Here is a 25,613-nt window from a genome sequence, read left to right as displayed (position 1 = left end):
TGCTAAAAAAGCCAGGACGTCCTGGCTTTTTTAGTGCTGGGCTATTGCTTTTTATGGGTTGCTGCATTACTGGGTCCCTGACGTTGTTAACCGGCACTCGTAACTGAGTCATCGAATATTGATAATCCGTTGGGCGATCAGGCTTTTCAACTAGCGCTTTTATCCATTGCCTGCGTACACTTAAACAGAGAAATGGCTATAAATGGATGGTTGGATAGGTGGCAGATGCGATCGCATCTGCCACCTATCCAAAAATGTCGTTGCCAGTTTTCTAAATAGAGTCCCTCTGGAAAATTTAAAATTTGTTAAGAAATGCTGCTTTCTAGCAATGCTGACGTCACTTACTCTCAGGATTTTATAACCCTTGCCCGTTGGATGTCCGGGGATTTTAGTAACCAACAACAAGCATTTGATCAACCCACTAAATTTGCCCATATTCGCATTTTCTTTCGCCCCCTACCCTATGACTTTTTTTCAGGGGTGGGTCTCTATTCTGAACAAACCCAGGATTATGATCTATGGAGCCCCTATCGACAGGGGGTGCATCGACTAGTGGACCAGGGTGAGCTCATCTATATTGAAAATTATGGCCTCAAGGACCGGCTCTTGTATGCGGGGGCTGGCCATAATGCAGATATCCTAAAAACCATCACCCCTGACTGTATTGAGCGTCGTGAAGGCTGTTCAATGGTGTTTAAGCGGCAGGGGGATATGTTTGTGGGCAGTGTAGAACCGGGGAAAGCTTGCATTATTCCTAAGGAGGGCAAAACCACCTATCTCACCAGCCATGTGGAGATTACCGACAGCACCTGGATGAGCATCGATCAGGGGATGGACGTCGACACCGATGAGCATGTGTGGGGTTCGACGGAAGGAATTTTACAGTTCCGTAAACGCGCCAGCTTTGCTCACGAATTACCTATCTAAAGAGATTGAAGCAGACCTTGACATAGCCCCTAGAGCGGTTCAAATTTCCATGCTGCCTCCCCAAGCCCAAAAAAAAATGAAATCTTGGATCCGCAGTCGTCATTTGATTCGCTCGGGTAACTTTTTTATTTTTGAAACCGTAGAATACTCAACCATAGAAAAGTTTCAGGACTGCCTTAAGGCGTTAGGGGGCACTTTGATTTGTGTCGACCCGGTCAAAAAGATTTGGATCGGTCAGCATCGACGAGTGGTTTTGTACCGGGTCAAGGCTAGTTTGCATACCCCCCACCACGATTTGCAACAGTATTGGATCAAGTACGGTAGCTTTCACACTCGCTTTGACGAGCGGGTTTAATCCTCGTTGCTCTACTTGAGATGGGCCGGTGGGAACTCCTGGATTTTAACTCTTTTGTGCCTTTTGTAACGGAATGTTGCTTTCTCCCTGTTAATTGAGACATTGGTAACCACCATTATTTATTGTTTGTATGGTGATTGAACCAAACGAAACGGACTGATCACCAGATATAAGTTTTTAAAAAACAAGGAGAGCTCTCAATGCTTGACGCTTTTTCTAGAGCGGTTGTAGCCGCCGATGCCAGTACTGCAACTGTTGCTGACCTATCTGCCCTGAAGGCATTTGTTGCTGGCGGTAACCGTCGTCTAGATGCTGTAAACGCTATTGCTTCCAACGCTAGCTGCATGGTATCTGATGCCATCGCTGGTATGATTTGCGAGAACCAAGGCTTAATCCAAGCTGGTGGTAACTGCTACCCCAACCGTCGCATGGCTGCTTGCCTGCGTGATGGCGAAATCGTTCTACGTTATGTTAGCTACGCTCTACTAGCTGGTGATGCATCTGTTCTGGATGATCGTTGCTTGAACGGTCTAAAAGAGACTTATGCTGCTCTAGGCGTACCTGTGACCTCCACTGTACGTGCCGTACAGATCATGAAGGCTCAAGCTACTGCTCACATTCAAGACAGCCCCAGCGAAGCTCGCGCTGGCGCTCGTCTACGTAAGATGGGTACTCCCGTTGTAGATGATCGTTGTGCTTCATTGGTTGCTGAAGCTGGCAGCTACTTTGATCGCGTTATCTCTGCTCTAGGTTAGTCATTGTTTGACAACTAAGCGAGATTGCTCTAATTGTTCACGATCAATTTAACTACTGGAGAAATTAAGAAATGAAATCTGTTGTTACCACTGTGATCGCTGCAGCTGATGCAGCTGGTCGTTTTCCTTCCTCTTCCGACCTAGAGTCCGTACAAGGTAGTCTCCAGCGTGCTGCTGCACGTATGGAAGCTGCTGAGAAGCTTTCCGGCAACCTAGATAACGTTGCTAAAGAAGCTTATGACGCTTGTATCTCTAAGTATCCTTACTTGAACAATGCTGGTGAAGCTAACTCCACTGACACGTTCAAAGCCAAGTGTCTACGTGACGTTAAGCACTACATGCGTCTGATCAGCTACAGCCTAATCGTTGGTGGTACTGGTCCTTTGGATGAGTGGGGTATTGCTGGTCAGCGTGAAGTTTATCGCGCTCTAAACCTACCTACCGGTCCTTACGTTGCTGCTCTTAGCTTTGCTCGTAACCGTGGTTGCGCTCCCCGCGACATGTCTTCTCAGGCTTTGACTGAGTACAACGCTCTTGTTGACTATGTAATCAACTCCTTGTCCTAGTCATCTGACTTTGATAGAGAACTTGACTACACCTTGACTAGCTTGAGTTAGTCTGAACCTGGAGATTCCTATGGGTCTCCAGGTTTGTTTTTGTATTAGGCTAGTATTGAGCGCTGTTCGCGTTCAGGTTGCCGCCCAGAAGGGTTACCGATTACTCGCTTTGTTTTCTGCTTGACTGTCCTATGGATAAGCGTTTTGCCAATATTTTTGGGTTGACGGAAGAACAATCCATTGCTCTTTTGGATACTCCCCCTGAACAAGCTGATGATGAGAGTGAGCGCTATGTGGCGGCCTCCCAATTGGCAAATTATTCATCAGAGGCATCGATTGAGGCCCTGATTCGAGCTGTTAATGTTACTTACGACTCTTTAGATAACCGGATTGCCCGACGTAAATCGGTAGAGTCTTTGGGGAAATTGAAGGCAATCCAGGGAATAGAGGCTATCCGTACTTGTTTGGCTGATGAGGATCGCTACACCGTAGAGGCTGCTGTGTGGGCAATCGGGGAAATTGGCACGGACGACGCTGAGATTTTAGAAGAAATTACCCAGTTATTGGCAAAGCCAGACCAGACCTATCGGGTGATTATCCATACCCTGATCAAGCTGGGCTACGATGCAGCAGTGGATCGGGTGCGTCCCTTTACGGACCATCCCAATGAACCGACGGCGAGTGCTGCGATCGCAGCCGTCTGTTGCTTTGCCCGAGACTTTAGCCAAATTGATCGAGTTGTTTCCCTGCTACAAAGTGATAACGTTAATGCTCGCCGAGCTTGCCTCGAAGACCTGATTAACGCCCGCTATTATGCAGCCATTCCTGCCATTGCCCGCTGCCCCATTTCCCTGATGTTTCGACTGAGGGCGGTGCGCACATTAGCTGAAAACGGCATGGCCTCTGGAGAGGTGACCATTGAGCAGGTACTGCCAGTGATTGAGCAAATTTTGCTAGATCATCCGAAAGATTTGGCACTTGTGCATGAATACGATCAGCCGCCGGCCCTAGAATTTCTGATTCAAGAGCTGTACCACACTGACTTTGGACGCACCTATTTGGCCACTCAAACCCTTATAGAACAGAAAATTGATGCGGCCCCAGAGGCTCTATTTGCCACCTATGAGGCCGAAGCCCATAATGACTATGGAGCCCATTACCATGTGATGAAATTAATGGGTTGGCTCAACCATCAACCAGCCTACGACTTGCTGATTGATGCGTTGGACAACACCTCCCCCCAATTCATGAAGTCTCGGGCTGGTGCCGCTATTTCCTTAGGAGAACTAGGTGATCAGCGAGCGATTGCACCCTTGCAAGCCAGTACCCAAAGCAAAATTTGGATGCTGCAATATGCCGCTTTAATGGCTCTGGAGAAGTTGGGGGATTACAGTCAGCATAAACTGTTATTAGAAGCCGATGATTGGGCCGTGAGAGCGAAGGCTAATCGGGCAATTCAAATGGCTCAAATCTAGGTTTAGTCTAGGTGGTCTCCTAGGAATGGTGGACCATGCCCACCCTACAACCTCCGGTTACCCTTGTTTGTTCTTTAGCTAAAATCTTTTTATCAACCCATGGACGCTTCTTTTGAACAGCTCAAGCACCCTAATCCCAATATCCGCAACCGCGCCATGGTGGATATTATGGACAATCGTGACGAAACCACAATTCCTCGATTAATGCAGGCCTTGGATGCAGAGGATACGGTCTATCGGCGTGCTGCGGTAAAAACCTTGGGGGCTGTCGGGATAGATGCCGTACCTGCCATTGTTGAAGCTTTAGGCAGTAGCGAGAATGTAACGGTCCGGGGTAGCTGTGCCAAAGCCTTAGCCCAGGTTGCCCTAAACTATCCAGATGAACCCTTTCCCGAATTGGGATTACAGGGACTAAAACAATCTCTAAATGACCCCAACCCCGTGGTCCACATTGCATCTGCCATGGCCCTGGGAGAAATTGGTGATGCCGCCCTGGACATTTTGCTGGAAACGCTGCAAACAACTGATAATTTAGCTCTTTCTGTATCCATCTTAAATGCCCTAGCCTCGGTGGGTGGTGAGCAAGCTGTAGAAGTGCTGACCAGACTATCTGAAGATGACACGGCGGATCGGTACGTCAAAGAAACTGCTATCAGTGCCTTATCTCGCCTGGAAATGGTGAGACAATATTCTCGTCCTAAGCAGGATTAAGACTGCTATAGCTTGGTGTCCATGGCTTGGTGTCCAGCGTTCATCATGTCAGTTCACAATATCAGTCATTCCTAAAAGCGTTAGGGAATAGCAGCCATGGCTGGAGTAATCGGCTGAATGCATTCAGCCGATTACTATCGATTCAAACCAAAGTGCTCAATCCTTCAAAATAATCGCTGCACTGTCTGGCTGGACTAGGGTGATCCGGTCCGCATAGCTTGCAATGGCAACTATTTCGGAGTGTTTTGCCCTGAGGCGTTCTCCGATATCTACCGAAGGACAATGGATCACTAGGCCATGGGTGGCCGTATCCCATTTCAGCTCACAGGCATCCATCTCAGGGACATCTGCCTTAAGGCTATGGAGTAACCGATTAATAGCTTTAAACTTTTGCAGCCACTCTGATCCGTTGAGCTCATCTTCTAGCTGGCTACGCAACGGATTTTGATCGTCTAGCATGGTCATGCCCATAGCGTTTTTCGGCACATTGTTAGCCCTATTCGGAGGCAGCTTCGGGGGCCAGGGCTGCTAACTGGGCATGGAGCTGGGTCAAGGCTGCATCGATTTTGGCGAGTTCCGGCTCTAATTTGGCCATGGTCTCTTTCTTAGATATTTTGGCTTTTTTGGCTGCATCTAACGTTTCACTGGTCAAACGATCTCGGTACTTTTCAAATTCAGTGATCAGTTCAGTAATTTCCTCGACCGTAACTTGGGGCGTAGTTGCATCAGCCGTGCTAGTCATAATCACAATCCTTCCAGCTTTTCAAAGTTAACTATAGTAGCTCTATTTTTACGGTTCAACCGTCGTTTGTCATTAGTTTAGTGAATCTAAATGAGTGACATGTAACGGAATATTGCTTTGTTGTTAATATCAGAGACTTAGATAACAGCGATTGTTTATGTTACTTATGCGGCAAACAAAACAACTGTTGCGGGTGCCCAAAGAACTTTCCCAATGTGTTTTTGAAGTAAGGAGAGCTCCATGCTTGACGCTTTTTCTAGAGCAGTACTATCCGCTGACGCCAGCACTGCACCTGTAGGTGATCTGTCTGCGCTTAAGGCCTTTGTTGCCAGTGGCAACCGTCGTCTAGACGCTGTAAACGCTATTGCTTCCAACGCTAGCTGCATGGTATCGGATGCCATCGCTGGTATGATTTGCGAGAACCAAGGCTTAATCCAAGCTGGTGGTAACTGCTACCCCAACCGTCGCATGGCTGCTTGCCTGCGTGATGGCGAAATCGTTCTACGCTACGTTAGCTACGCTCTACTAGCTGGTGATGCATCTGTTCTGGATGATCGTTGCTTGAACGGTCTAAAAGAGACTTATGCTGCTCTAGGCGTACCTGTGACTTCCACTGTACGTGCCGTACAGATCATGAAGGCTCAAGCTACTGCTCACATTCAAGACAACCCCAGCGAAGCTCGCGCTGGTGCTCGTCTACGTAAGATGGGTTCTCCCGTTGTAGATGATCGTTGCGCTTCTTTGGTTGCTGAAGCTGGCAGCTACTTTGATCGCGTTATCTCTGCTCTAGGTTAGTCATTGTTTGACAACTAAGCGAGATTGCTCTAATTGTTCACGATCAATTTAACTACTGGAGAAATTAAGAAATGAAATCTGTTGTTACCACTGTGATCGCTGCAGCTGATGCAGCTGGTCGTTTTCCTTCCTCTTCCGACCTAGAGTCCGTACAAGGTAGTCTCCAGCGTGCTGCTGCACGTATGGAAGCTGCTGAGAAGCTTTCCGGCAACCTAGATAACGTTGCTAAAGAAGCTTATGACGCTTGTATCTCTAAGTATCCTTACTTGAACAATGCTGGTGAAGCTAACTCCACTGACACGTTCAAAGCCAAGTGTCTACGTGACGTTAAGCACTACATGCGTCTGATCAGCTACAGCCTAATCGTTGGCGGTACTGGTCCTTTGGATGAGTGGGGTATTGCTGGTCAGCGTGAAGTTTATCGCGCTCTAAACCTACCTACCGGTCCTTACGTTGCTGCTCTTAGCTTTGCTCGTAACCGTGGTTGCACTCCCCGCGACATGTCTTCTCAGGCTTTGACTGAGTACAACGCTCTGGTTGACTATGTAATCAACTCCCTGTCCTAGTCATCTGACTTTGATAGAGAACTTGACTACAACTTGACTAGCTTGAGTTAGTCTAAACCTGGAGATTCCTATGGGTCTCCAGGTTTGTTTTTTGTATGCAGATGTTGTCTTATGGTTTCTAAGGCGAAGTTCTGTTTGCCTGTCTCGAATATTGCAGGGCAACCACAAGAAATGGCGTCTAAAGGTGGGATTTCTTTAAACTACATTCGGGCTGAAAGTTGTCGTTTTATCGTAGGAGAAACGACAACTTTCAGCTTAGACAACAGGGTTTAACAGGGTTTAACTAATCCCAATCGCTAGCGGTACTTTGTTTTTTTTCTAGTTGACTAATGGCCAAGGTGTAGATGCCTCCACTGCTGGCTTCAGCATCTTTACCTTTAGACGCTTTCAGCATGTCAATCACACTGGTGTCACCGATTTTCATCAGGGATAGAATCGCTGATTTTCGAGTTTCCCATAGTGGGTGTTCTAATAGCTTTAATAATGTGGGAATGGCCGGTTTATGGGCCAAATTTCCCAGTACTGCGGCGGCTTCACTGCGGACGATCTCCGCATCGTCATTGAGGGCGTTGATCAGGATGGCAAAGTTGTTGTCGCTGGGCTCTTCTTGGGTGACTTTTGCGATCGCAGCCACCACCGCTGCTCGCACCTCCACATTATCCGTTTTCAAAGCCTCATATAACAGCTCTTTAGCCTCGGCACCGATAAAAGCCAATGCCCAGGCCGCATGGCCTTTCATACTTTCCGTAATATTTGGATCGTTTCCTTCCAGGATTTTGATCAGTTCTGGCACAGCAGCCTCACCCGTGCGCGCCAGGGCACCTACCGAAGACCCTTTCACAACGGTGTCTTCATCATTGAGAACGGCATGGAGCAATACGGGAATCGCTGTAGGATCACCAATTAAGGTCAACGTTTTGGCACAGGCCCGACGTACCACCGGATCTGCATGACTCGATAGCGCCTGGGTCAGGAAAGGCGTGGCGGGCTCCCCTATTTGTCCTAGGGTTTCTGCAATCCGCAGTCGCACCATGCCGCGCTTGTCCGCAAACCCTTCCACCAACTCTGTCAGTAATTCACCATCGTCCGGATCAAAGGTGAGGGTGTCAATCTGCTCAGTTACCTTGCTGATGAGATTGTCTACATGGGCCTGGGCTAAAGCTAGCTCAGCTTGAGTTTGGGCGTTTGGGGCGTTGTCAACCATGGTGTATTTAGACGGAACTGATGCAGTTCACTTTTTATTCCACCATTACTTTAGTACGGCGGTAGAACATACGCCTAGTGTTGAAGCAGACTAGAAATTTTGGCTAGGTCCAGTTACTGACCTAGCCAAAATTTTACCGCCATCCCTTAGGGGCTAACGAAAGTTACGCTGTTGCCACTTGTTAAGGCGGCTTTCCCCGATGGCCGCCAAGGATCTGGCGGCCATCAGTTCCCCCTGCAAGCGCTCAATCACGGCAGCTTTTTCGTCAGCTTGCTGGGGGCTGCTGCCGGGATCTGCCAGGACTGCTTTGGGCTGTGTGCCTTTACGCAGAAAAGATTCACCAATGCCGGCGGCGGGGCGCAGCTCGGCCAGTTGCTGTTGAAGTTTAGCAATTAACACATCCTGCTCGTTGGGCTGGGCGGCGGGGGCCACGGCGGTCGCCGGTGTTGTAGTCGCCGGTATGAATTTGAAGACCTCGGCCAGGATCTCTTGGGCATCGCGGGGTTGGCTGACCTTTTCCGGCTGATAGGGCAGAATCGCATTAGCGATACGCGGCCTATTGTCCGTTAGATCCTTGTCACTGCTAGACGCACTCTTGAGCAGCTGCAGCATGTTGGTGAATTCCACCATGGTTTGGCCTGGAGCTGTCTGATAGCCACGATAGAAAGGCACCAGGTTCTCACCAAAGGCGTTTTGATATTCATCGCTGTCGATGTAGCTATCGATGTCAGCTTCGTAGCCTGCTGTGTCCAGGATGGTACTGTGGGCCTTCATTTCGGCGAAGTTTTGGGGGGCACGACCCAACAGGTGTTTGAAGTTGAGTTCCATGGCCCGGTAACGGTAGCAGTTTTCCGCAAACCGAGAGCGATAGAGTTCGGACTTGGCCACTTGGCGCACAAATTCGCGCACAGTCAGTTCACCATGTTTTAGTTGGGACTCGGGCACCACTAAACGCTCACTTTCCATAATGTGGGCATTACCCATCACCTGGCGGTAAACGGCCCGAATCACCCCTTCAATGTCATCGGCGGATGCCCCGGATACAAGCTCCACGGGAGGTGTTTGCTGGAATGATGCATAGCCCTGATAGGTTTGCTGGGACGCGAGTTGGGCCGGGGTTAGCTCGGGTTCTTTCTGCAGGAAGGTGGGAACGTATGTGATGTCTGCAGGGCTGCTGAGGGGTGCGATCGCACCAATGTGATTGGCCATAAGGGCCTGGGTTAAACGAGCTTGGGACTTATAAACTGGATTGTTGTCATTGCTCGCTGCACCGCGCAACAGCTGCAATAAATTAGCAAACCCGACCACTTTCTGCCCTGTGGGGGACTGATGTCCTCGGTAGTAGGGCACAATGTTATCGCCAAAGGCCAGAAGATATTCGGAACTGTCGAGATACGCATCAATTTCAGCGTCAAAGCCCGCCACATCTAAGATGTGGCTATGGTCAGCAATGTCGTTATAACTGTTGGGGGCACGGCCCAAGAGGTGTTTAAAGTTCAGTTCAATCAACCGACTACGGGAACAAGGTTCAAAAAAGCGGCTCCGATACAACTCTGATTTTGCGATTTTGCGAATAAACTCGCGGACAGTAATGTAACGATGGCGCAGCTGGGATTCGGCATCAGCTACGGTCAACCGCTCGCTTTCCATGACATGGGCATTCCCCAAAACCTGGCGATAGACCGCCCGTATCACCACATCCACTGCTGCCGATGAGCCGTTGGCCCACAGTTCCACCGGGGCTGTTTCATCAAAGGCCTGGGTGCCCAGCTGAATAGCCGGTTTTGGCTCGGGAGCGGCAGGCTGCCTAGAGGGGAACATCAGAGCATAGGCTTCAGCCGTAATGGGGGTTTTCCACTCGGTGGCAGGGCGAGTAACTGGGGCGATCGCACCAATGTGATTCGCCATAATGGCCTGATTTAACCGGGCCTGCTGATCATGGGTCAAACTGTTGTCATGACTGGCGGCCCCCCGCAGCAGCTTTAATAGGTTGGCAAACCCAGACACCTTCTGACCAGTGGGGGATTTATGCCCCCGATAAAACGGCACCGTATCTTCCCCAAAGACCTGGTGATACTCATCACTATCCAAGTAGGAGTCAATTTCAGCCTCAAACCCGTCAGCTTCGATCAGATTGCCATGGACAGCAATATCGCTATAGCTATCAGGGGCTCGGCCTAGGAGATGTTTAAAGTTCAGCTCAATAAAGCGATTGCGGGAGCAGGGCTCAAAAAAGCGAGTCCGATATAGTTCAGACTTAGCAATCTGGCGAATAAATTCCCGTACGGTAATGGCATGGTTCTGCAATTGCGATTCCGCATCTGCTACAGCGGCCCGCTCGCTCTCCATCACATGGGCATTTCCCAAAACCTGCCGGTAGACAGCACGAATAACGATCTCAACTGCCTCTAAAGAGTCACTGGGCCAAAGTTGAACCGGATCTGCCTCATCAAAGGCCTGGGTTCCTAGGCGAATTGAGGAATTCACAACAGATTCTTTAAACGTGCTGACCATTCAATGTCTCCTAATTTTTTATATTGTTAGTACATGGAAACCCAAGGTTGAGATCTTTAGCCCATCAGGGGGGACTCCAACTTTATTTAGCGTCAGGCTATTCCCTAATTTTATTAAGGTTAGGCCCTGCCAACTTTGAGGAATTGTTACAATTCCAGGCACCTCTAGGGAGGACACTCCGTAATAAACTTTCATGAAGGCACTTTTCTCCAGGCATTTTCCCTAGGAAGCAACCATGAACGTGCGGACGAATGGCCCAAAAATAGCTCAGAAAGCCCAAAATATATGCTAGAGCATCCCCCAGAAAAGCCCAGCACGCAATCCATAGGAGCCTCAATGGAGCCGTCACTGACGATGGAGCCGTTGCTGACGAGGCTGCACAAAATGTTAAGGCAGATGGAGGAGCCGGCTGAGGATGGGGCAAATAATGCCCTGGGGGAAACTGTGGCATCCATTCAGGCCCGCATTCGGGCTATGGTTCCTGAGGTGGATACGGGGCGCTCCCTCCCCCATAAGAAAACCCCCAGTGGTCGGACTACGGTACTGCATCTGAACTATACCCGGGGCCAATCGGAGCAACCGGTCGAGACAGAGCTGGAGCACCTCCGGTTCCTTGCCAGAACGGCTAAAGAACTGGGGTTGCGCTTGGAAATTCTAACCGACACCATCGGTCGCAACGACGTTGAACAACAGTTGGCTAAAGACGACTATAAAACCCTGGACTATGCCATAACAGCATTGCAAAATCCGGTCTCGAAATGGGCCGAGGACAGTGTGGAATACTTGGAGAATGGCCGGGTAGCCGTGCTCAATCCATTTGATCAGGAGTTGTTGATCTGGGCCATGACTGAGGGAAGAAAACAACGGTGGCAAGGAAAAGTACCCCCAGAGGATCTGGCAGAAGTACTCCAGGAAGATCAGCTGTGGATTCTGTTGGGGGTCCGGGTAAATGCTTTGAGGATGGGACTGGAGCGGGAACAGGCAGCCCGGGCAAAAGCACAACCGGTGGGCCACATTCGGGCCTATATAGAAGGTGGTAATATGATGGTCGGAGAAGATATAACCGGCCAACCGATGGTTCTGGTGGGCAAAGATGCGATCGCAGCCACCGCCAACATTTATCAACTCAGCGACAACGATGTGAGGAGACTGATCTGTGAGGATTTTGGCTTGGACACCATTGCGCAGGTTGTCTGTGTCGAGCAGCCAGGACAGTTCCATTTAGACATGGGCATGCTATTTGTCGGCCATGGGGTGGTGATTTTAAACGATAGTAGCGAGGCCCTCCAAAACGCCATTGAGATTGCCGAAATGGTCCCTTGCCAGACCACAGAGAGAATGGCCGCCAAGTTGCAGTTGCAATGCAACCTAGAGAACGATGCCGCCCAGGACTTAACCGCAGCGGGCCTAAAGGTGCGGCGAGAGAAGCTAGAAAACGAGGTGTTTTACAACTTTTTCAATGGCGAATTTGTCACCGGTAAAAATGGCTTAAATTACTACATCACTAACGGCGGTATCAAGGCCCAGGAAGAACGATTTGCAGCCCTAATGACAACGGGATGGCAGATCGTGGAAAACGTTTTTTTTAGTCCCGAACAGGCAGCCCATAAGAGCCTTCAGGAACGGGGAGGGGTGGGGTGCCGCATTAAAGGGGCGCACTGGTAAATTCCCATCAAGTTACATGACTTATACAGAACAAAAGGCAATAAAAGGCAATAAAAGGCAACGAAGTACAGGCTGCTAACCCGAACTGTCCTTAATTGAAGAAAGATTTTAGCTTTGGGGCTATCCCTTGATTCCTGACGGTTTGCCTAAGGAAAAATATGCCTGGGGAGCAAAAAGAGTATTAAGGGTTGGCCCTAATTCCAGTTTCAGGGTCAGAATGTTCGTGGACTTGAAGCACTCGCGTCAGAAACCATATGCGCCCAATTCGTACTTTTAACGTTACACCCACCCTACCCCCTTCATTAGCACCGCTACGTCAGCTGGCTGAGAATATCCATTGGGATTGGGATGTGGGGACTATTGACCTATTTAAACGATTGGACCCGGGTCTGTGGGCTTCCTGTCGATACAACCCCATCTTGATGCTGAGCACCATCAGCCAAGATCGGCTGCAGACTGTAGCTGCAGATGGCGGGTTTCTTGCCCAGATGAACCATGCTGTGGAGCGTTTAGAACATTACCTAAATGCCCAGTCTTGGTACGATCAGAATCGGGCTAATCCCACTGACCATGAGTGCTATGCCTACTTCTCCATGGAGTTTGGCCTCACCACCTGCCTGCCGGTTTACTCAGGTGGTTTAGGGGTACTAGCGGGTGACCATCTAAAGACCGCTAGCGATTTGGGTTTGCCCCTAGTGGGCGTTGGCTTGCTGTACCAGGAAGGCTACTTTGCCCAGTATCTGAATGCGGATGGTTGGCAGCAGGAGCGCTACCCCATCAATGATTTTTATAATATGCCCCTGACCCTAGAGCATGATGCCCAGGGGAATGAGCTGCGTATTGCCGTGGACTATCCCGGTCGTAAGGTCTATGCTCGGATCTGGCGAGTAGATGTGGGTCGGGTGCCTTTGTATCTGTTGGATACCAATATTGAGCCTAACGCTCCCCACGATCAGGATATTTGCGATCGCTTATACGGTGGTGACATCGACATGCGCATCCACCAGGAAATGATGCTGGGGATTGGCGGTGTGCGGATGCTGAAGGCCCTGGGTCATGAGCCCTCCGCCTACCACCTAAATGAAGGTCACTCAGCATTTTTGGCCCTAGAGCGGATCAGCATGCTGATGGATGACAAGGGCTTGAGCTTTAGTGAGGCTCAGCAGTTGGCCCAAGCTACCCAACTGTTTACCACCCACACCCCTGTACCCGCCGGGATTGACCTCTTCCCCCCCGATAAGGTCTTCCATTACCTGGGGCACTATGCTGCCCGGTTTGGCCTATCCCATGAGCATTTCTTAGGCTTGGGTCGGGAAACTGAGACCACCGATAATGACGCCCCCTTTAGCATGGCAGTATTGGCCATTAAGATGGCCTCCTTTGTTAACGGTGTGAGTAAGCTCCACGGTGCCGTATCCCGCACCATGTTTGGTGGTCTGTGGCCCAGTTTGCCCGCCGATGAGGTGCCCATCACCTCCATTACCAACGGTGTTCACGCCCGTAGCTGTGTGGCCAAGTCCACCCAGGAACTCTATGACCGCTACCTGGGAGTCGAGTGGGATAGCGCTGGGGTGGACGACCCCCTATGGGACAAGGTGAGTGCCATCCCCGATGAGGAAATTTGGCGCAACCACGAAAGCTGTCGTTCCCATTTGGTGGTGTCCGTTCGCGATCGCATGCGCAAGGCCGTTAAAGAGCGCGGTGGCTCCCATTTGGAAATGGAGCGGGCGCAGGAAGTGTTGGACCCCAGCATTTTAACCATCGGTTTTGCCCGTCGCTTTGCCACCTATAAGCGCGCCACCCTGTTCCTGCGGGATGTGGAGCGTCTGCGCAAGATTGTTGAAAACTCCCTGGGTCGCCGGGTCCAATTTGTTATTGCCGGTAAGGCTCACCCCAAGGATATTCCTGGTAAAGAGCTGATCCGTAACATTATTCACTTCACCCGTGACGAAGGTTTGGATCGGTTCATCGTATTTGTGCCCAACTACGATATTCACGTGGCCCGTTGGATGGTGTCAGGTTGTGATGTGTGGCTGAACAACCCCCGTCGCCCTCGGGAAGCCTCCGGCACCAGCGGCATGAAAGCGGCAATGAACGGTCTCCCCAACCTCAGCGTCCTAGACGGCTGGTGGGATGAGGCGGACTATGTTGCAACCGGCTGGCCCATTGGTTCTGGGGAAGACTACGAAGACCAGGAATACCAGGATGAAGTGGAGGCCAATGACCTCTATGAACTCCTAGAAACCGCCGTAGTTCCTCTCTTCTATAATCGCGATAACCATGGTATTCCCCGGGGCTGGGTGTCCAAGATGAAGGCCGCTATCCGGTTAAATACCCCGGCCTTTAATACGGCTCGGATGTTACAGGAGTACTCGAACCTGGGTTATTTTGCCGCGTCGGATCGGGGTCGTCAGTTGTTGGTTAATGACTATGCTCCTGCCAAGGCCCTAGCCCAGTGGCAGTCTGAGTTGTACCAGCACTGGCAACAGATTTCCATCGCCCAAATTGGCCTGTCCCACGATGTGGATTTGCAGGTTAATGAGCCCCTCCAGGTAACGGCACGGGTCTATCTGGGTCGCCTCCAGGCATCGGATGTTTCGGTGGAATTCTACCAGGGTGGCATCGATGTGGATGGTGAGCTGCAGGGTGGTCAAGCGACGGCCATGGTCTATCGGGGACAAGATGCTGATGGCAGCAGCTTATACACCCTTAATGTGGCCTATGGGCACAGTGGTCTGCAGGGATTCTCCCTACGGGTGTTGCCCAACCATGAGCATTTGAGCAGCGCCTACCTGCCTCGCCTGATCCTCTGGGCCGATCCAGACCATGTCAGCATCGATGTGGGCAATATGGAACTGCCTGCGTTTGCCCAGGTGGGCGTTTAGAACGTAAAAGCTGACTGAACCGTTTGGTCAGCAATCCATATCCATTCCAGTTAACCCATGGGCAAGAAGACCTTCAGATCTTCTTGCCCATGGGTTCTGTAATTTTAATCCTCCAACCAGCCCAGAATGGTGTGCACAATCGATTGGCTCAAGGCTCCATAGTCATACCCTCCCTCCAGGCCAAAGAGCATTTTAGGGGCTACGGTTTTGCACAACTGAGTAAACACGCCATAGTCTTCTGGCCTCAGATTCACCTCGGCCAAGGGATCGGCGGCAGTGGCATCGTAGCCTGCACTAACAATCAACAGATCCGGCTGAAACTGTTGGAGAAATGGCATAACCTGCTGCTCAAAGCGGGCATGATAGTCCTCAAAGGCACTGCCGGGGGCCATGGGAATATTACACACATTGCCATGACCGCCGGTTTCCTGGGCATGGCCAGTACCCGGATAGGCCGGCATTTGGTGGAGTGAGCAGTAGGCAAGCTGGGGGTGGTTACCCACCAGTTGTTGGGTGCCGTTGCCATGGTGGACATCCCAGTCCAGCACCGCCACCCGCTGGATGCCGGATTGCATCAGGGCGTAGTGGGCGGCAATGGCGGCATTGCTTAACAGGCAAAACCCCATGCCCTGGCCATATTCGGCATGGTGACCAGGGGGACGGGCCAGGATAAATGCCGAGGTGTCTTTATCCCCCAACACATGGTCTACTCCATCCATCCAGGCGGCCGCCGCTAGGAGGGCAATGTCATAACTGGCAGCGGAGACGGGGGTGTCGCCATCTAAGTCGCCACCACCCTGCTCGGCGATGCGTTGGAGGGTCAGGACATAGGCTGGGTCGTGGACGGTGTTGATGTGGGGTAGGGGGTTGCGATCGCAAGGCTCCACCCACTCCAGGTTTTGGGCCATGGGATGGGCCTTCAAGGCCGATACCACCGCCGTCAGTCGCCCTGCATTTTCAGGATGGCCCATACCGGTGTCATGGTCTAAAAACCGATCAGAATAAATTACCCGAAACGGCACAGTCGAGAATGCCATTGTTTTTTCTCCAGAGTCTTTAACAGACGTAATAGACTGCCCTGTGATGGCCTTTATTTCCGAGGTGATTCCCAGCCTTGGCACCCCCATCTCAACGACCCTAGAAAATATAACCCCAAACCCTTGATTTTTCAGGGATACAGCGCCCATCAAGAATCCCAATAATGTGCTAAAATAAATAGCCATTCTCATTGAGAATTTTCCAGGAAAATCTGGCCTCACAATTCCTAGTTTAGGGGACTTAAAACCCTAACTGAGAACCTGTTTAGTTAGGCATTGTTTTCCAGACGTCTTTGGAGTCTCCTTTCTGTATGAGTAATCCCCAAGAGCGGATTGTATCCACCAATCTGCGTAGCGAGATGTCCCGGTCCTACCTAGAGTACGCCATGAGCGTCATTGTGGGGCGCGCCTTACCGGATGCGAGGGATGGTCTCAAGCCAGTGCATCGCCGTATTCTCTACGCTATGCATGAGCTGGGGTTAACTGCAGATCGGCCCTTTAGAAAATGCGCCCGTGTGGTCGGTGAAGTGCTGGGTAAGTACCATCCCCACGGCGATACCGCTGTGTACGATGCCTTGGTGCGCATGGCCCAGGACTTTTCCATGCGGGCTCCGCTGATCTCTGGCCACGGTAACTTCGGCTCCATCGACAACGATCCGCCCGCTGCCATGCGATACACCGAGTCGCGGCTCCATGCCCTGACCAGTGAGGCGTTGCTTCAGGATATTGAATCCGAGACCGTTGACTTTGCCGACAACTTTGACGGTTCCCAGCAAGAACCCACGGTGATGCCTGCGCGCATCCCGCAGCTGTTGCTCAATGGCTCCTCGGGGATTGCGGTGGGCATGGCCACCAACATTCCCCCCCACAACTTGGGTGAACTGTTGGACGGTGTGATTGCCCTGATCCAAAATCCTGAGATTACCAGCGAAGAGCTGATGGTGAACCACATTCATGGGCCAGATTTTCCCACCGGGGCCCAGATCATCGGCAGTAGTGGCATTCGCGATGCTTATCTCACCGGGCGCGGTTCCGTCACCATGCGTGGGGTAGCCGCCATTGAAACCCTAGAATATACCGGTCGTCCTGACCGGGAAGCCATTATTATTACCGAACTGCCCTATCAAACCAACAAAGCTGGTTTGATAGAAAAGATTGCCGAGATGGTCAACGACCGGCGGTTGGACGGCATTTCTGACATCCGTGACGAGAGCGATCGCGACGGCATGCGCGTGGTGATCGAACTCAAGCGGGACGCCTATCCCAAGGTGGTGCTCAACAATCTCTACAAGCAGACACCCCTGCAAAACAACTTCGGTGTAAACATGTTGGCCCTGGTCAACGGTGAGCCCCAACTGTTAACCCTAAAGAGATTTTTAGAAGTCTTTTTAGACTTCCGGGTGGAGACCATTACCCGCCGCACCCGGTATGAGCTGCGTAAGGCTGAAGAGCGGGACCACATTCTCCAGGGATATCTGATCGCCTTGGATAACCTGGATGCGGTGATTGCCCTGATTCGCCATGCGGCGGATGTGGCCACTGCTAAGCAGGAGCTGATGGACTCCTACGAGCTGTCCTCGGTGCAGGCTGATGCCATTCTGCAGATGCAGCTACGGCGTCTGACCGCCCTAGAAGCCGACAAAATCCAGCTAGAGCATGAGTCCCTGCAGGAAAAAATCACGGATCTGCGGGACATTTTGGCCCGTCGCGAGCGCATCCTGGCAATCATTCAAGAAGAGCTGGAGCAGATTCGTGCCGCCCACGCCAACGAGCGGCGGACCGTCATTGAAGCAGCGGAAGATGAACTGACGGATATTTCCCTGATTGCCAATGAACAGGTGGTGATCCTGGTGACGGAACAGGGTTACATCAAGCGGATGCCCGTTTCGACATTTGAGGCCCAAAACCGGGCCACCCGTGGTAAGTCGGGTACCCGGATGAAGGATGACGATGGGATCAATCATTTCATTACCTGTTGTACCCACGATCATGTGTTGTTTTTCACCGATCGTGGGGTGGCCTACACCCTGCGGGCCTATCAAATTCCCGAAGGGTCTCGGGCGGCGCGGGGGAATCCCATCGTGCAAATGTTGCCCATCCCCCGGGAGGAAAAAGTTACGTCTGTGCTGGGGGTGCCGGAGTTTTCGGAAGATGTGTATTTGGTCATGCTCACCCATGGCGGCTTTATTAAAAAGACGGCCCTGTCCGCCTTTAGTAATATTCGCACCAACGGTCTGATCGCCATTTCCCTAGAGGATGGCGACGAGCTACGTTGGGTGCGATTGGCCCGGACCGCGGACAGCATCATTATTGGTTCTCACCATGGCATGACCATTCACTTTAGGGCCGATAACACCCAGCTACGACCGTTGGGTCGACCTACTCGTGGTGTTCGGTCCATGTCCCTGCGGGATGGCGATAGGCTCATTAGTATGGATATCTTAGCGGCGGCGATCACCGATAAGGTGGCGGCTTCTGAAGTGGAGGAGGGTGATGGGGCGGATGTCGATGAGGCCACCGAGACAGAGGCGGCAGAGGCGACAGAGGCGACAGAAACTGACGTAACGGTGGCCGAGGGAGATGCTGGTCCTTGGGTTTTAATTATTGCTGCCGGGGGGCTGGGTAAACGGGTGCGGGTGGAAAATTTCCGTTTGCAAAACCGGGCTGGCATGGGTCTGGTGGGGATGAAATTCCGCAAGGAAAACGATGAACTGGTGGCTCTGCGGGTGGTACATCCTCGCGACGAACTGATGCTGGTGACCCAGCGCGGCATTATTATTCGTCAGGCCGTTGATGCCATTTCTATCCAGTCGCGCATGGCCACTGGGGTGCAGCTACAGCGATTGGGGGGAGATGATGCGATCGCAGCCGTTGCCATTGTGCCCGAGTTAGAAATTGATGAGGAGAATATCCCCAGTGAACCTGGTAGTGGCTCAGAGGCGGACATCAACAATTCTGAATCAGATGGCATCCCCAGCCCAGATGCCTCAGTTGCTGATGACTTAGTGACTGATGAGTCAGTGGATGAGTCAGGGACTGAAGCAATCGATGCTGATGATGATAATGATACCTCCGACTCGGATGACTAACCTTCTAACCTATATCCCATAGGTCAGTGCCTGATAGGCATCAAGCTCGATGTCTTGATTGTTAGGAGAGATTATCAGGATGTTCTCTTTATGGAAGAGATGCTTGATTAATTCGCAGGCAGTTTGGCTTTCAATTTTTTCAGTATCACTATGGAGAGCAACTAGGCTTAATGTCCTGGTAGCTCTTCTTTTTTTATGACTATGGGGGACAGACAGATGCCGTACTTAACGCCATTGATAGCGGCACTCTCTCCTCTAGTATTTCCACCCAGACGACAATGTATTACTTTTAGCGACATATTCCTTCAATTAAGGGCATATCGCGGAGGAAAGGGTTGACCTCGTTAGATATCCTATGGGCATTCTCGCTTGACCCATTGTTCTCTGCTCCTACCGCATCTAATGAACTATTTTGCTGTTTTCACAGGCTCCCTTGTCTGTAGCTTTGGCATTGCTTACGCGGCCCAGGCTGGTACCTTTCACCGAGGGTGGACCTACAGCATTGACGCCTTAGACGATGGCTCTGGTGGACCGGCCTATGAGGTAGAAGGTCTGGCGGTCAAGGAAACGGGTGAAAATGTCTATGTGTCGGTCACCGGGGGCACCGCCTTAACCGGCGTGGATACGGACAACGCTGAGGATGGCAATATTGGCTGGGGCGATCTCCTATTAAATTTCACCGGCACTGACCTGAACAGTGCCAATGGTGAATTATGGGGTATTCGTTTTGCCGCCACCAATGATTCGGGGGTATCTGATGTCGGGGTGTTTCGTCATGTAACGGCCCAGTCTGTGGCAGCTGTTAACAATGGCCATAACAGTTTGACGGCCTACTATGGGGCTGGCTATGGCCGAGACCATACCTTGGGAGATATGGCCACTGAGGCAGCGGCGTTGGCTTATGTTGGTGCGGAAACACCGGTCTTATCCTCCATCAGCACCGGCACCTTAGTAGGAACCATCGATTTTTTATCGGAGTCGGAGGCGGCTCAGGCAGGACTGGACTTTGCCCATTTTGACGTGGGTGACGAGCAAACCCATACGGTTCGGTTTAACCGCTCCCTAGTGCCGAATGGTAGCTTCATTGCCAGCCTATTTTTGGAATGTGTCAACGATGGGATTGCCTTGCTGAGCAACTTCCAGGATCAACCGGCCCAGGACGTGCCAGAATCCTCAAATTTATGGGGGCTGATGGGCCTAGGCTTGCTGGCTAGCCGCATCCCATGGCGTAAAGGGACCTAGTTGTCGATCGAGCGGCGATTACGGCGATCCAAAGCTCAGGCGTTTGGTCAGGAAATGCTTACTTTAACAATGCAAACGGGTATGGCTGCTCCTCAGGCTGCTTTAATCGACAAAAACCTGGCAACGGTGATTAGCTCTATGACCAAAACAGTGGATCAGGTTTATGGCTGTTGCGGTAGTGCAGCAGTGACTCAATTCTCGATAATCTCGATAAAGCTAGGAAATCCTTCCATTTTTGGTCTAATCGTAAATATAAGACCTTAAAAACCTAAATTTAACCTAAATTTATGCGTAGAAATACAGAGCTTGCATCACAAAGTCTGATATTAGTAAGACTTCCGGGGAAAAAAATGATATTAAGCGGTACCCTTATGTGCGAGTAATGATTTGCGCTTAGGTTGGGTACCATGCTCGACCCATGTAGATGTTCAGTAGGTATAAGAGAGAACAATGACTCACTTCCACGGGGTGATTGGTTTTGACTCCCTCAGTTTGAACCCAATGTTCAATCTGGCTGTGGCAAACTCAATTACACAGTTTACGGATAGCATTGGCAGTCGGCTCGGTAACTTTATACCCGGACTGCTAGGTGCAATTTTGCTGCTGATTGTGGGCCTAGTGGTTGCCACAGTGGCGAAGGCATTTGCCAAGTTTTTATTAGGTAAAACGGACCTAGACAATCAGCTAGCGGCTAAGGCTGGTCTAGGGGACGATATCCCGATTGAAAACACGATCGGCAGCATTGTGTTCTGGGTGGTGATGCTCTTTTTCATCATTGCCATCTTAAATGCGCTACAGCTGACCGCAGTATCAGAACCCATTAGTGGTCTATTACAGACGGTTTTTGAGTATATCCCACGCATTGCCGGTGCTGGAGTAATCCTGTTTATTACCTGGCTCATTGCAAAGATAGCTAAATCATTCGTTACCAACGGTCTTGGCCGCTTGAACCTAGATGAGCGATTAGCTCAGCAAACGGGTGTAGATGCTGAAGGCAACGCTTTCCAGGTGAATGAAACCCTGGGGAACGTTCTTTATTGGTTTATCTTCCTGCTGGCACTGCCTTTAATTCTGAGTGCTCTACAGTTGCCGGGCTTGCTGGGCCCTGTAGAAGAACTGCTGGATCAGTTTTTATCTGCGATTCCACAGATTCTGACCGCTGCTATTGTCTTTGGTATCGGTTGGCTAGTGGCCAATATTGTCAGAGGCATTGTTACTAATCTGCTAGCCGCTACTGGTGTAGATAACCTTGGTAGCCGCTTTGGACTGGCTTCCCGCGCTGGTGATGGCATGTCCATTTCCAGTCTGACAGGTACACTGGTCTTCACCTTAATCATCATTCCAGTTGCTATTGCTGCCTTAAATGAGCTGAATATTGATGCCATTTCGGGACCTGCGGTTGCAATGCTAGAGGATGTGATGGCCAAGATCCCCCAGGTACTCTCTGCGGGTGTGGTGCTGACAGTCTTCTACTTTATCGGGCAGTTTGTATCTGACCTAGTGATTAACCTGCTGTCTGGCCTAGGCTTTGACAACATTACTGATGTTTTGGGTCTCTCTCAGCTCACTAACAGTGCTGACCCTGAGCCGATCGATATCGCCTTCGATGGTCAACCCATTGAAGCGGTACAGCCTCCCCAGAAGACTCCTTCTGAGATTGCAGGTTTGCTGGTACTCATTGGCGTCATTCTTTTTGGTGCGGTAACAGCCACTGAGATTCTTGGCTTCCCGGCTCTGACTCAGATTGTTAACAATATCATGGCGGTTTCGGTACGGGTACTGAGCGGCATCATCGTGTTTGCTATTGGTCTCTATGCGGCTAATCTGGCTTTCCGCATGATTAGTGGCATGGGTATGGCGTCTTCTAACACCCTGGCTCAGACAGCTCGTATTGTGATCATTGCCTTTGTCGGTGCCATGGCTCTGCAGCAAATGGGTGTAGCCACTAGCATTGTCAACTTGGCCTTTGGTCTATTGTTGGGGGCGATTGCAGTGGCAATTGCGATCGCATTTGGCCTAGGAGGTCGCGATGTTGCCGCTGATAACCTACGAGAGTGGGTCCAGCACCTAAAACAGTAGGTTAGGCTAAAACTTGTGCCGGTGGGTCCAGCACCTAAAACAGTAGGTCAGCCGATCTAGAAAAAACGGCACAAGGCAATAAGTTTCTAGTCAATTTCCCATTTCTTAACCCAACCATAAACCCGTAGAGAGAAGCTAATCCAGTTTCCTTTCTACGGGTTTATAGCTAGATCACAACCTTCCCAGGATCACGATGCTTATTTTTTAAGTAAAGTAAAGATAGGACGCCAAAACTAGTTATTGCCCCCAGCGTTTTACCTTACTCTTTCCCAGGAAGTAGCCCCCATGAACAGCCAGGAGTTAGCCAAGTATATTGAAGCAACTGACGGTATCAGTAAGCCCTGGCTGCTCATTCAACTGCGCCTCAAAAAACTTCAGGAGCGGCGTCACCAGCTATCGGCCGATGACTATGCGCAGCAGGTAGCCGATATCCATACCGATTTAATGAAGCTGGGTGATTGGTGGGTGGGCCGTGAAGGCGATGTTTTTTAGCAGATCACAGAACAAACTATCTACCAATGCTGGACAAAAACGCCAAAAAGACAGCCTCCAAAAAATCTTCAACCAACGCTGCAGGTGGCAAAATAAGCGCACCAGCTACCATCGACCTAACGTCGCCCAACTACTACATCAGTCGGGAATTAAGCTGGCTGTCATTTAACGAGCGGGTGTTACATGAAGCAATCGATCCACGTACACCTCTTCTAGAACGGCTAAAATTCTTAGCCATTTTCAGCAATAATCTAGACGAGTTTTTCATGGTGCGCGTCGCTGGAATCAAACAACAAATTGAAGCCGAGGTGAGTCGTCGCACTCCCGATGGTCGCACCCCCACCGAACACCTACAGGCCATCGGCCAGAAACTGAGACCAACATTTGCCAAGCAACAAGAGTGTTTTTTAGACATTAATGCTCAGCTACAGGAGCAAGGTATCCATTTGCTTGACTATGACGAGCTTAATAGCAAGCAGGTTACCTACCTACAATCCTATTTTGAAAACCAAATCTTTCCCGTACTCACCCCCTTAGCAGTTGATCCCGGCCATCCATTTCCCTACATTTCCAATCTCAGCCTCAATTTAGCCGTTGTGGTGCGGGAGGCGGACTCCGAGGAAACCCACTTTGCCCGGATTAAAGTTCCCAAGGTCCTACCTCGCTTTATTCAGTTACCTAAGGAGCTCCATGATCCAGGGACCGTCTGGGCGGCTGTCCCCCTAGAGCAAGTCATTGGCAAAAACCTCACCTTTCTTTTCCCGGGCATGGTGGTGGAAGAATATTACACCTTTCGCATTACCCGTAACGCCGATCTGTTTTTGGAAGAAGATGACGCCGATGATTTGATGTTGGCCCTGGAGCAAGAGTTGCGTAAGCGACGGTTGGGAGGATCCCTGGTGCGGGTAGAACTACAGGCAGGCACCTCTGCCGCTGTGCGCTCCACCCTGCTCACAGAGATGGATCTGACAGAAGCTGACATTTATGAAGTTACCGGGCTGATTGGCCTAGGCGACTTGATGAAGTTGATTAGTCTGCCCCTGTCGGAGCATAAAGACCCTGATTGGACTGCTGTGATTCCCCCACCCTGGCATCGCATTCACCGTGAAGATGCCGATGGGGAAGGGGATGACGTATTTTCCATCATTCGCCGTCGCGATCGTCTAGTGCACCATCCCTACGTCTCGTTTACGGCAACGATTCAGCAGTTTATTACCCAGGCCGCCGCTGATCCTGATGTACTCACCATCAAGATGACCCTCTATCGCACATCGGGAGATTCCCCCATCATCAGCGCGTTGGTATCAGCGGCTGAAAATGGGAAACAGGTGGTTGCCCTAGTGGAACTGAAGGCCCGTTTTGACGAAGAAAATAATATTAATTGGGCTCGTACCCTGGAAAAAGCAGGGGTACATGTGGTCTATGGCCTGCTGGGGTTAAAGACCCATACCAAAATTGCCCTGGTGGTGCGCAAGGAGCACGATGGGATTCGCCGCTATGTACACATTGGTACCGGCAACTATAATCCGAAAACCGCTCGTGTATATACCGATCTAGGCTTATTAAGCTGTAACGAGGAGCTGGGGTCCGACTTAACCGATCTGTTTAACTTCCTCACGGGGTACTCACGGCAAAAGGCCTATCGTCAGTTGTTGATTGCCCCCATCACCCTACGGGAACGGATGCTGGCATTAATCAACCAGGAAACCGCCCATGGCACGAATGGTCGAATTATCGCCAAAATGAATGCTTTAGTCGATCCCGGCATCATCCAAGCGTTATATCAGGCCTCCCAGGCAGGTGTGAGCATTGATCTAATCGTGCGTGGTGTTTGCTGCCTCACCCCTGGGATTAAAGGCGTCAGCGAAAACATTCGAGTGATCAGTATTATTGGTCGTTTCTTAGAACACTCCCGCATTTTCTATTTCCACAACCGGGGGAACGAAAAGTTTTATATTGGCAGTGCTGACTGGATGCCCCGTAACTTAGATCGCCGGGTAGAAGCCGTCACACCGATCCTAGCCCCCCATCTCCAGCGTGACCTAACAAATATTTTAAATATCTGTTTAGACGATAACCGTCAGGCTTGGGAAATGCAGTCGGATGGTACTTACCTGCAACGCCAGCCCCAAGCTGATGAACTGGAAAGAAGTACCCACGTGCAACTGATGCACCAGATTAAGGGTACGACTGTTTACTGACCCCCACGGGCATAAATGGGGACAGTACTAAGGCTGTTAAAATATTTTTTTTGACCGGCAAAACCTGTTTTGACCAGCCAAACTGCCGATATTTATTAAGCCAAAAGTCGTAGTTCAGGGTTTGACAGGCTATTAAAAATGAAGCGATACTGATCTACGTTAAGTACGCTTGTAGACTCTGTGTAAAGGGTTACCGGGAAACGTTCAAACCCTTGGATAATCCTAAAAACATCGCCCTGAATTAGGTGTGGCCTCATTGTCGTCGCACATTACGTACGTATTCGGACAATGCATCAGTATAAACATGAAATTTTTAAATGCG

General features: G+C 50.6%; 20 protein-coding genes. 15 read left to right on the top strand and 5 right to left on the bottom strand.

The genetic code is table 11. The annotated features are described in order from the left end of the window. Positions 1-312 precede the first annotated feature (312 nt). From VB741_RS16910 to VB741_RS16885, 6 genes are all read left to right on the top strand, one after another. Positions 313-927, top strand: coding sequence for a chromophore lyase CpcT/CpeT (locus VB741_RS16910; RefSeq protein ID WP_323366364.1), 615 nt, complete (start codon positions 313-315; stop codon positions 925-927). A gap of 49 nt (positions 928-976) precedes the next feature. After that, a complete protein-coding gene (locus VB741_RS16905; protein WP_323366363.1) occupies positions 977-1,282 on the top strand; it encodes a CpeR family transcriptional regulator in 306 nt (101 codons plus the stop codon). A gap of 200 nt (positions 1,283-1,482) precedes the next feature. Next, the gene (gene cpeB, locus VB741_RS16900; RefSeq protein WP_323366362.1) at positions 1,483-2,037 is read left to right on the top strand and encodes a C-phycoerythrin subunit beta; all 555 of its coding nucleotides are present in this window, start codon (positions 1,483-1,485) and stop codon (positions 2,035-2,037) included. A 71-nt stretch (positions 2,038-2,108) separates the two neighbouring features. Beyond that, positions 2,109-2,603, top strand: coding sequence for a bleomycin hydrolase (locus tag VB741_RS16895; RefSeq protein WP_323366361.1), 495 nt, complete (start codon positions 2,109-2,111; stop codon positions 2,601-2,603). A gap of 182 nt (positions 2,604-2,785) precedes the next feature. Beyond that, positions 2,786-4,069 (top strand): HEAT repeat domain-containing protein, encoded by a 1,284-nt coding sequence (locus tag VB741_RS16890; RefSeq protein ID WP_323366360.1) that lies wholly within the window; start codon positions 2,786-2,788, stop codon positions 4,067-4,069. Positions 4,070-4,168: 99 nt separating this feature from the next. Continuing rightward, the gene (locus VB741_RS16885) at positions 4,169-4,780 is read left to right on the top strand and encodes a HEAT repeat domain-containing protein (RefSeq protein WP_323366359.1); all 612 of its coding nucleotides are present in this window, start codon (positions 4,169-4,171) and stop codon (positions 4,778-4,780) included. Between the two features lie 156 nt (positions 4,781-4,936). Here VB741_RS16885 and VB741_RS16880 read toward each other — a convergent pair whose 3' ends face one another. Next, positions 4,937-5,266: a hypothetical protein gene (locus VB741_RS16880; protein WP_323366358.1), complete on the bottom strand. Its 330-nt coding sequence runs from the start codon at positions 5,264-5,266 to the stop codon at positions 4,937-4,939. Positions 5,267-5,276: 10 nt separating this feature from the next. After that, complete coding sequence (locus VB741_RS16875; protein WP_323366357.1) at positions 5,277-5,522, bottom strand: hypothetical protein; 246 nt, start codon at positions 5,520-5,522, stop codon at positions 5,277-5,279. Between the two features lie 240 nt (positions 5,523-5,762). Between VB741_RS16875 and cpeB (VB741_RS16870) the strand changes: the two genes are divergently transcribed. Beyond that, positions 5,763-6,317, top strand: coding sequence for a C-phycoerythrin subunit beta (gene cpeB / locus VB741_RS16870; protein ID WP_323366356.1), 555 nt, complete (start codon positions 5,763-5,765; stop codon positions 6,315-6,317). 71 nt (positions 6,318-6,388) lie between these two features. After that, positions 6,389-6,883 carry a bleomycin hydrolase gene (locus tag VB741_RS16865; RefSeq protein ID WP_323366355.1) on the top strand — a complete coding sequence of 165 codons (495 nt, stop codon included), beginning with the start codon at positions 6,389-6,391 and terminating at the stop codon, positions 6,881-6,883. Between the two features lie 283 nt (positions 6,884-7,166). Here VB741_RS16865 and VB741_RS16860 read toward each other — a convergent pair whose 3' ends face one another. Together VB741_RS16860 and VB741_RS16855 are read right to left on the bottom strand one after the other, a co-directional pair. Then, positions 7,167-8,087, bottom strand: coding sequence for a HEAT repeat domain-containing protein (locus tag VB741_RS16860; RefSeq protein WP_323366354.1), 921 nt, complete (start codon positions 8,085-8,087; stop codon positions 7,167-7,169). Between the two features lie 153 nt (positions 8,088-8,240). Continuing rightward, positions 8,241-10,574, bottom strand: coding sequence for a phycobilisome rod-core linker polypeptide (locus tag VB741_RS16855; protein WP_323366353.1), 2,334 nt, complete (start codon positions 10,572-10,574; stop codon positions 8,241-8,243). Positions 10,575-10,937: 363 nt separating this feature from the next. On the opposite strand from VB741_RS16855, the gene VB741_RS16850 reads away from it, so the two are divergent. Further along, positions 10,938-12,266 (top strand): hypothetical protein, encoded by a 1,329-nt coding sequence (locus VB741_RS16850; RefSeq protein WP_323366352.1) that lies wholly within the window; start codon positions 10,938-10,940, stop codon positions 12,264-12,266. Positions 12,267-12,520: 254 nt separating this feature from the next. Further along, complete coding sequence (gene glgP, locus VB741_RS16845) at positions 12,521-15,151, top strand: alpha-glucan family phosphorylase (RefSeq protein ID WP_323366351.1); 2,631 nt, start codon at positions 12,521-12,523, stop codon at positions 15,149-15,151. Between the two features lie 104 nt (positions 15,152-15,255). Here glgP and VB741_RS16840 read toward each other — a convergent pair whose 3' ends face one another. Then, a complete protein-coding gene (locus VB741_RS16840; RefSeq protein ID WP_323366350.1) occupies positions 15,256-16,188 on the bottom strand; it encodes a histone deacetylase family protein in 933 nt (310 codons plus the stop codon). A gap of 311 nt (positions 16,189-16,499) precedes the next feature. Between VB741_RS16840 and gyrA the strand changes: the two genes are divergently transcribed. The 5 genes from gyrA to ppk1 all read left to right on the top strand — a co-directional run bounded on the left by gyrA (position 16,500) and on the right by ppk1 (position 25,291). Then, the gene (gene gyrA / locus VB741_RS16835) at positions 16,500-19,277 is read left to right on the top strand and encodes a DNA topoisomerase (ATP-hydrolyzing) subunit A (protein WP_323366349.1); all 2,778 of its coding nucleotides are present in this window, start codon (positions 16,500-16,502) and stop codon (positions 19,275-19,277) included. Positions 19,278-19,679: 402 nt separating this feature from the next. Beyond that, a complete protein-coding gene (locus tag VB741_RS16830) occupies positions 19,680-20,519 on the top strand; it encodes an XDD3 family exosortase-dependent surface protein (protein ID WP_323366348.1) in 840 nt (279 codons plus the stop codon). Positions 20,520-20,969: 450 nt separating this feature from the next. Then, a complete protein-coding gene (locus VB741_RS16825; RefSeq protein WP_323366347.1) occupies positions 20,970-22,598 on the top strand; it encodes a mechanosensitive ion channel in 1,629 nt (542 codons plus the stop codon). 285 nt (positions 22,599-22,883) lie between these two features. Then, on the top strand, positions 22,884-23,090 hold the full coding sequence (locus tag VB741_RS16820) for a hypothetical protein (RefSeq protein ID WP_323366346.1): 207 nt from the start codon (positions 22,884-22,886) through the stop codon (positions 23,088-23,090). Positions 23,091-23,116: 26 nt separating this feature from the next. Next, positions 23,117-25,291, top strand: coding sequence for a polyphosphate kinase 1 (ppk1, locus tag VB741_RS16815; RefSeq protein ID WP_323366345.1), 2,175 nt, complete (start codon positions 23,117-23,119; stop codon positions 25,289-25,291). The last annotated feature ends 322 nt before the right edge of the window (positions 25,292-25,613 follow it).

It is taken from the genome of Leptothoe sp. PORK10 BA2 (genome assembly GCF_034932105.1).
Classification (GTDB): Bacteria; Cyanobacteriota; Cyanobacteriia; order Phormidesmidales; family Phormidesmidaceae; genus Leptothoe.
Note: the sequence above shows the minus strand (reverse complement) of the source record. Positions and strands in the feature narration are given on the sequence as shown.

Excerpts from the sequence above, each read along its gene's own strand:
- VB741_RS16910 (WP_323366364.1), top strand. The coding sequence starts at position 313 with ATGCTGCTTTCTAGCAATGCTGACGTCACTTACTCTCAGGATTTTATA.
- VB741_RS16905 (WP_323366363.1), top strand. The coding sequence starts at position 977 with ATGCTGCCTCCCCAAGCCCAAAAAAAAATGAAATCTTGGATCCGCAGT.
- cpeB (WP_323366362.1), top strand. The coding sequence starts at position 1,483 with ATGCTTGACGCTTTTTCTAGAGCGGTTGTAGCCGCCGATGCCAGTACT.
- VB741_RS16895 (WP_323366361.1), top strand. The coding sequence starts at position 2,109 with ATGAAATCTGTTGTTACCACTGTGATCGCTGCAGCTGATGCAGCTGGT.
- VB741_RS16890 (WP_323366360.1), top strand. The coding sequence starts at position 2,786 with ATGGATAAGCGTTTTGCCAATATTTTTGGGTTGACGGAAGAACAATCC.
- VB741_RS16885 (WP_323366359.1), top strand. The coding sequence starts at position 4,169 with ATGGACGCTTCTTTTGAACAGCTCAAGCACCCTAATCCCAATATCCGC.
- VB741_RS16875 (WP_323366357.1), bottom strand. The coding sequence starts at position 5,522 with ATGACTAGCACGGCTGATGCAACTACGCCCCAAGTTACGGTCGAGGAA.
- cpeB (WP_323366356.1), top strand. The coding sequence starts at position 5,763 with ATGCTTGACGCTTTTTCTAGAGCAGTACTATCCGCTGACGCCAGCACT.
- VB741_RS16865 (WP_323366355.1), top strand. The coding sequence starts at position 6,389 with ATGAAATCTGTTGTTACCACTGTGATCGCTGCAGCTGATGCAGCTGGT.
- VB741_RS16860 (WP_323366354.1), bottom strand. The coding sequence starts at position 8,087 with ATGGTTGACAACGCCCCAAACGCCCAAACTCAAGCTGAGCTAGCTTTA.
- VB741_RS16850 (WP_323366352.1), top strand. The coding sequence starts at position 10,938 with ATGGAGCCGTCACTGACGATGGAGCCGTTGCTGACGAGGCTGCACAAA.
- glgP (WP_323366351.1), top strand. The coding sequence starts at position 12,521 with ATGCGCCCAATTCGTACTTTTAACGTTACACCCACCCTACCCCCTTCA.
- VB741_RS16840 (WP_323366350.1), bottom strand. The coding sequence starts at position 16,188 with ATGGCATTCTCGACTGTGCCGTTTCGGGTAATTTATTCTGATCGGTTT.
- gyrA (WP_323366349.1), top strand. The coding sequence starts at position 16,500 with ATGAGTAATCCCCAAGAGCGGATTGTATCCACCAATCTGCGTAGCGAG.
- VB741_RS16830 (WP_323366348.1), top strand. The coding sequence starts at position 19,680 with ATGAACTATTTTGCTGTTTTCACAGGCTCCCTTGTCTGTAGCTTTGGC.
- VB741_RS16825 (WP_323366347.1), top strand. The coding sequence starts at position 20,970 with ATGACTCACTTCCACGGGGTGATTGGTTTTGACTCCCTCAGTTTGAAC.
- VB741_RS16820 (WP_323366346.1), top strand. The coding sequence starts at position 22,884 with ATGAACAGCCAGGAGTTAGCCAAGTATATTGAAGCAACTGACGGTATC.
- ppk1 (WP_323366345.1), top strand. The coding sequence starts at position 23,117 with ATGCTGGACAAAAACGCCAAAAAGACAGCCTCCAAAAAATCTTCAACC.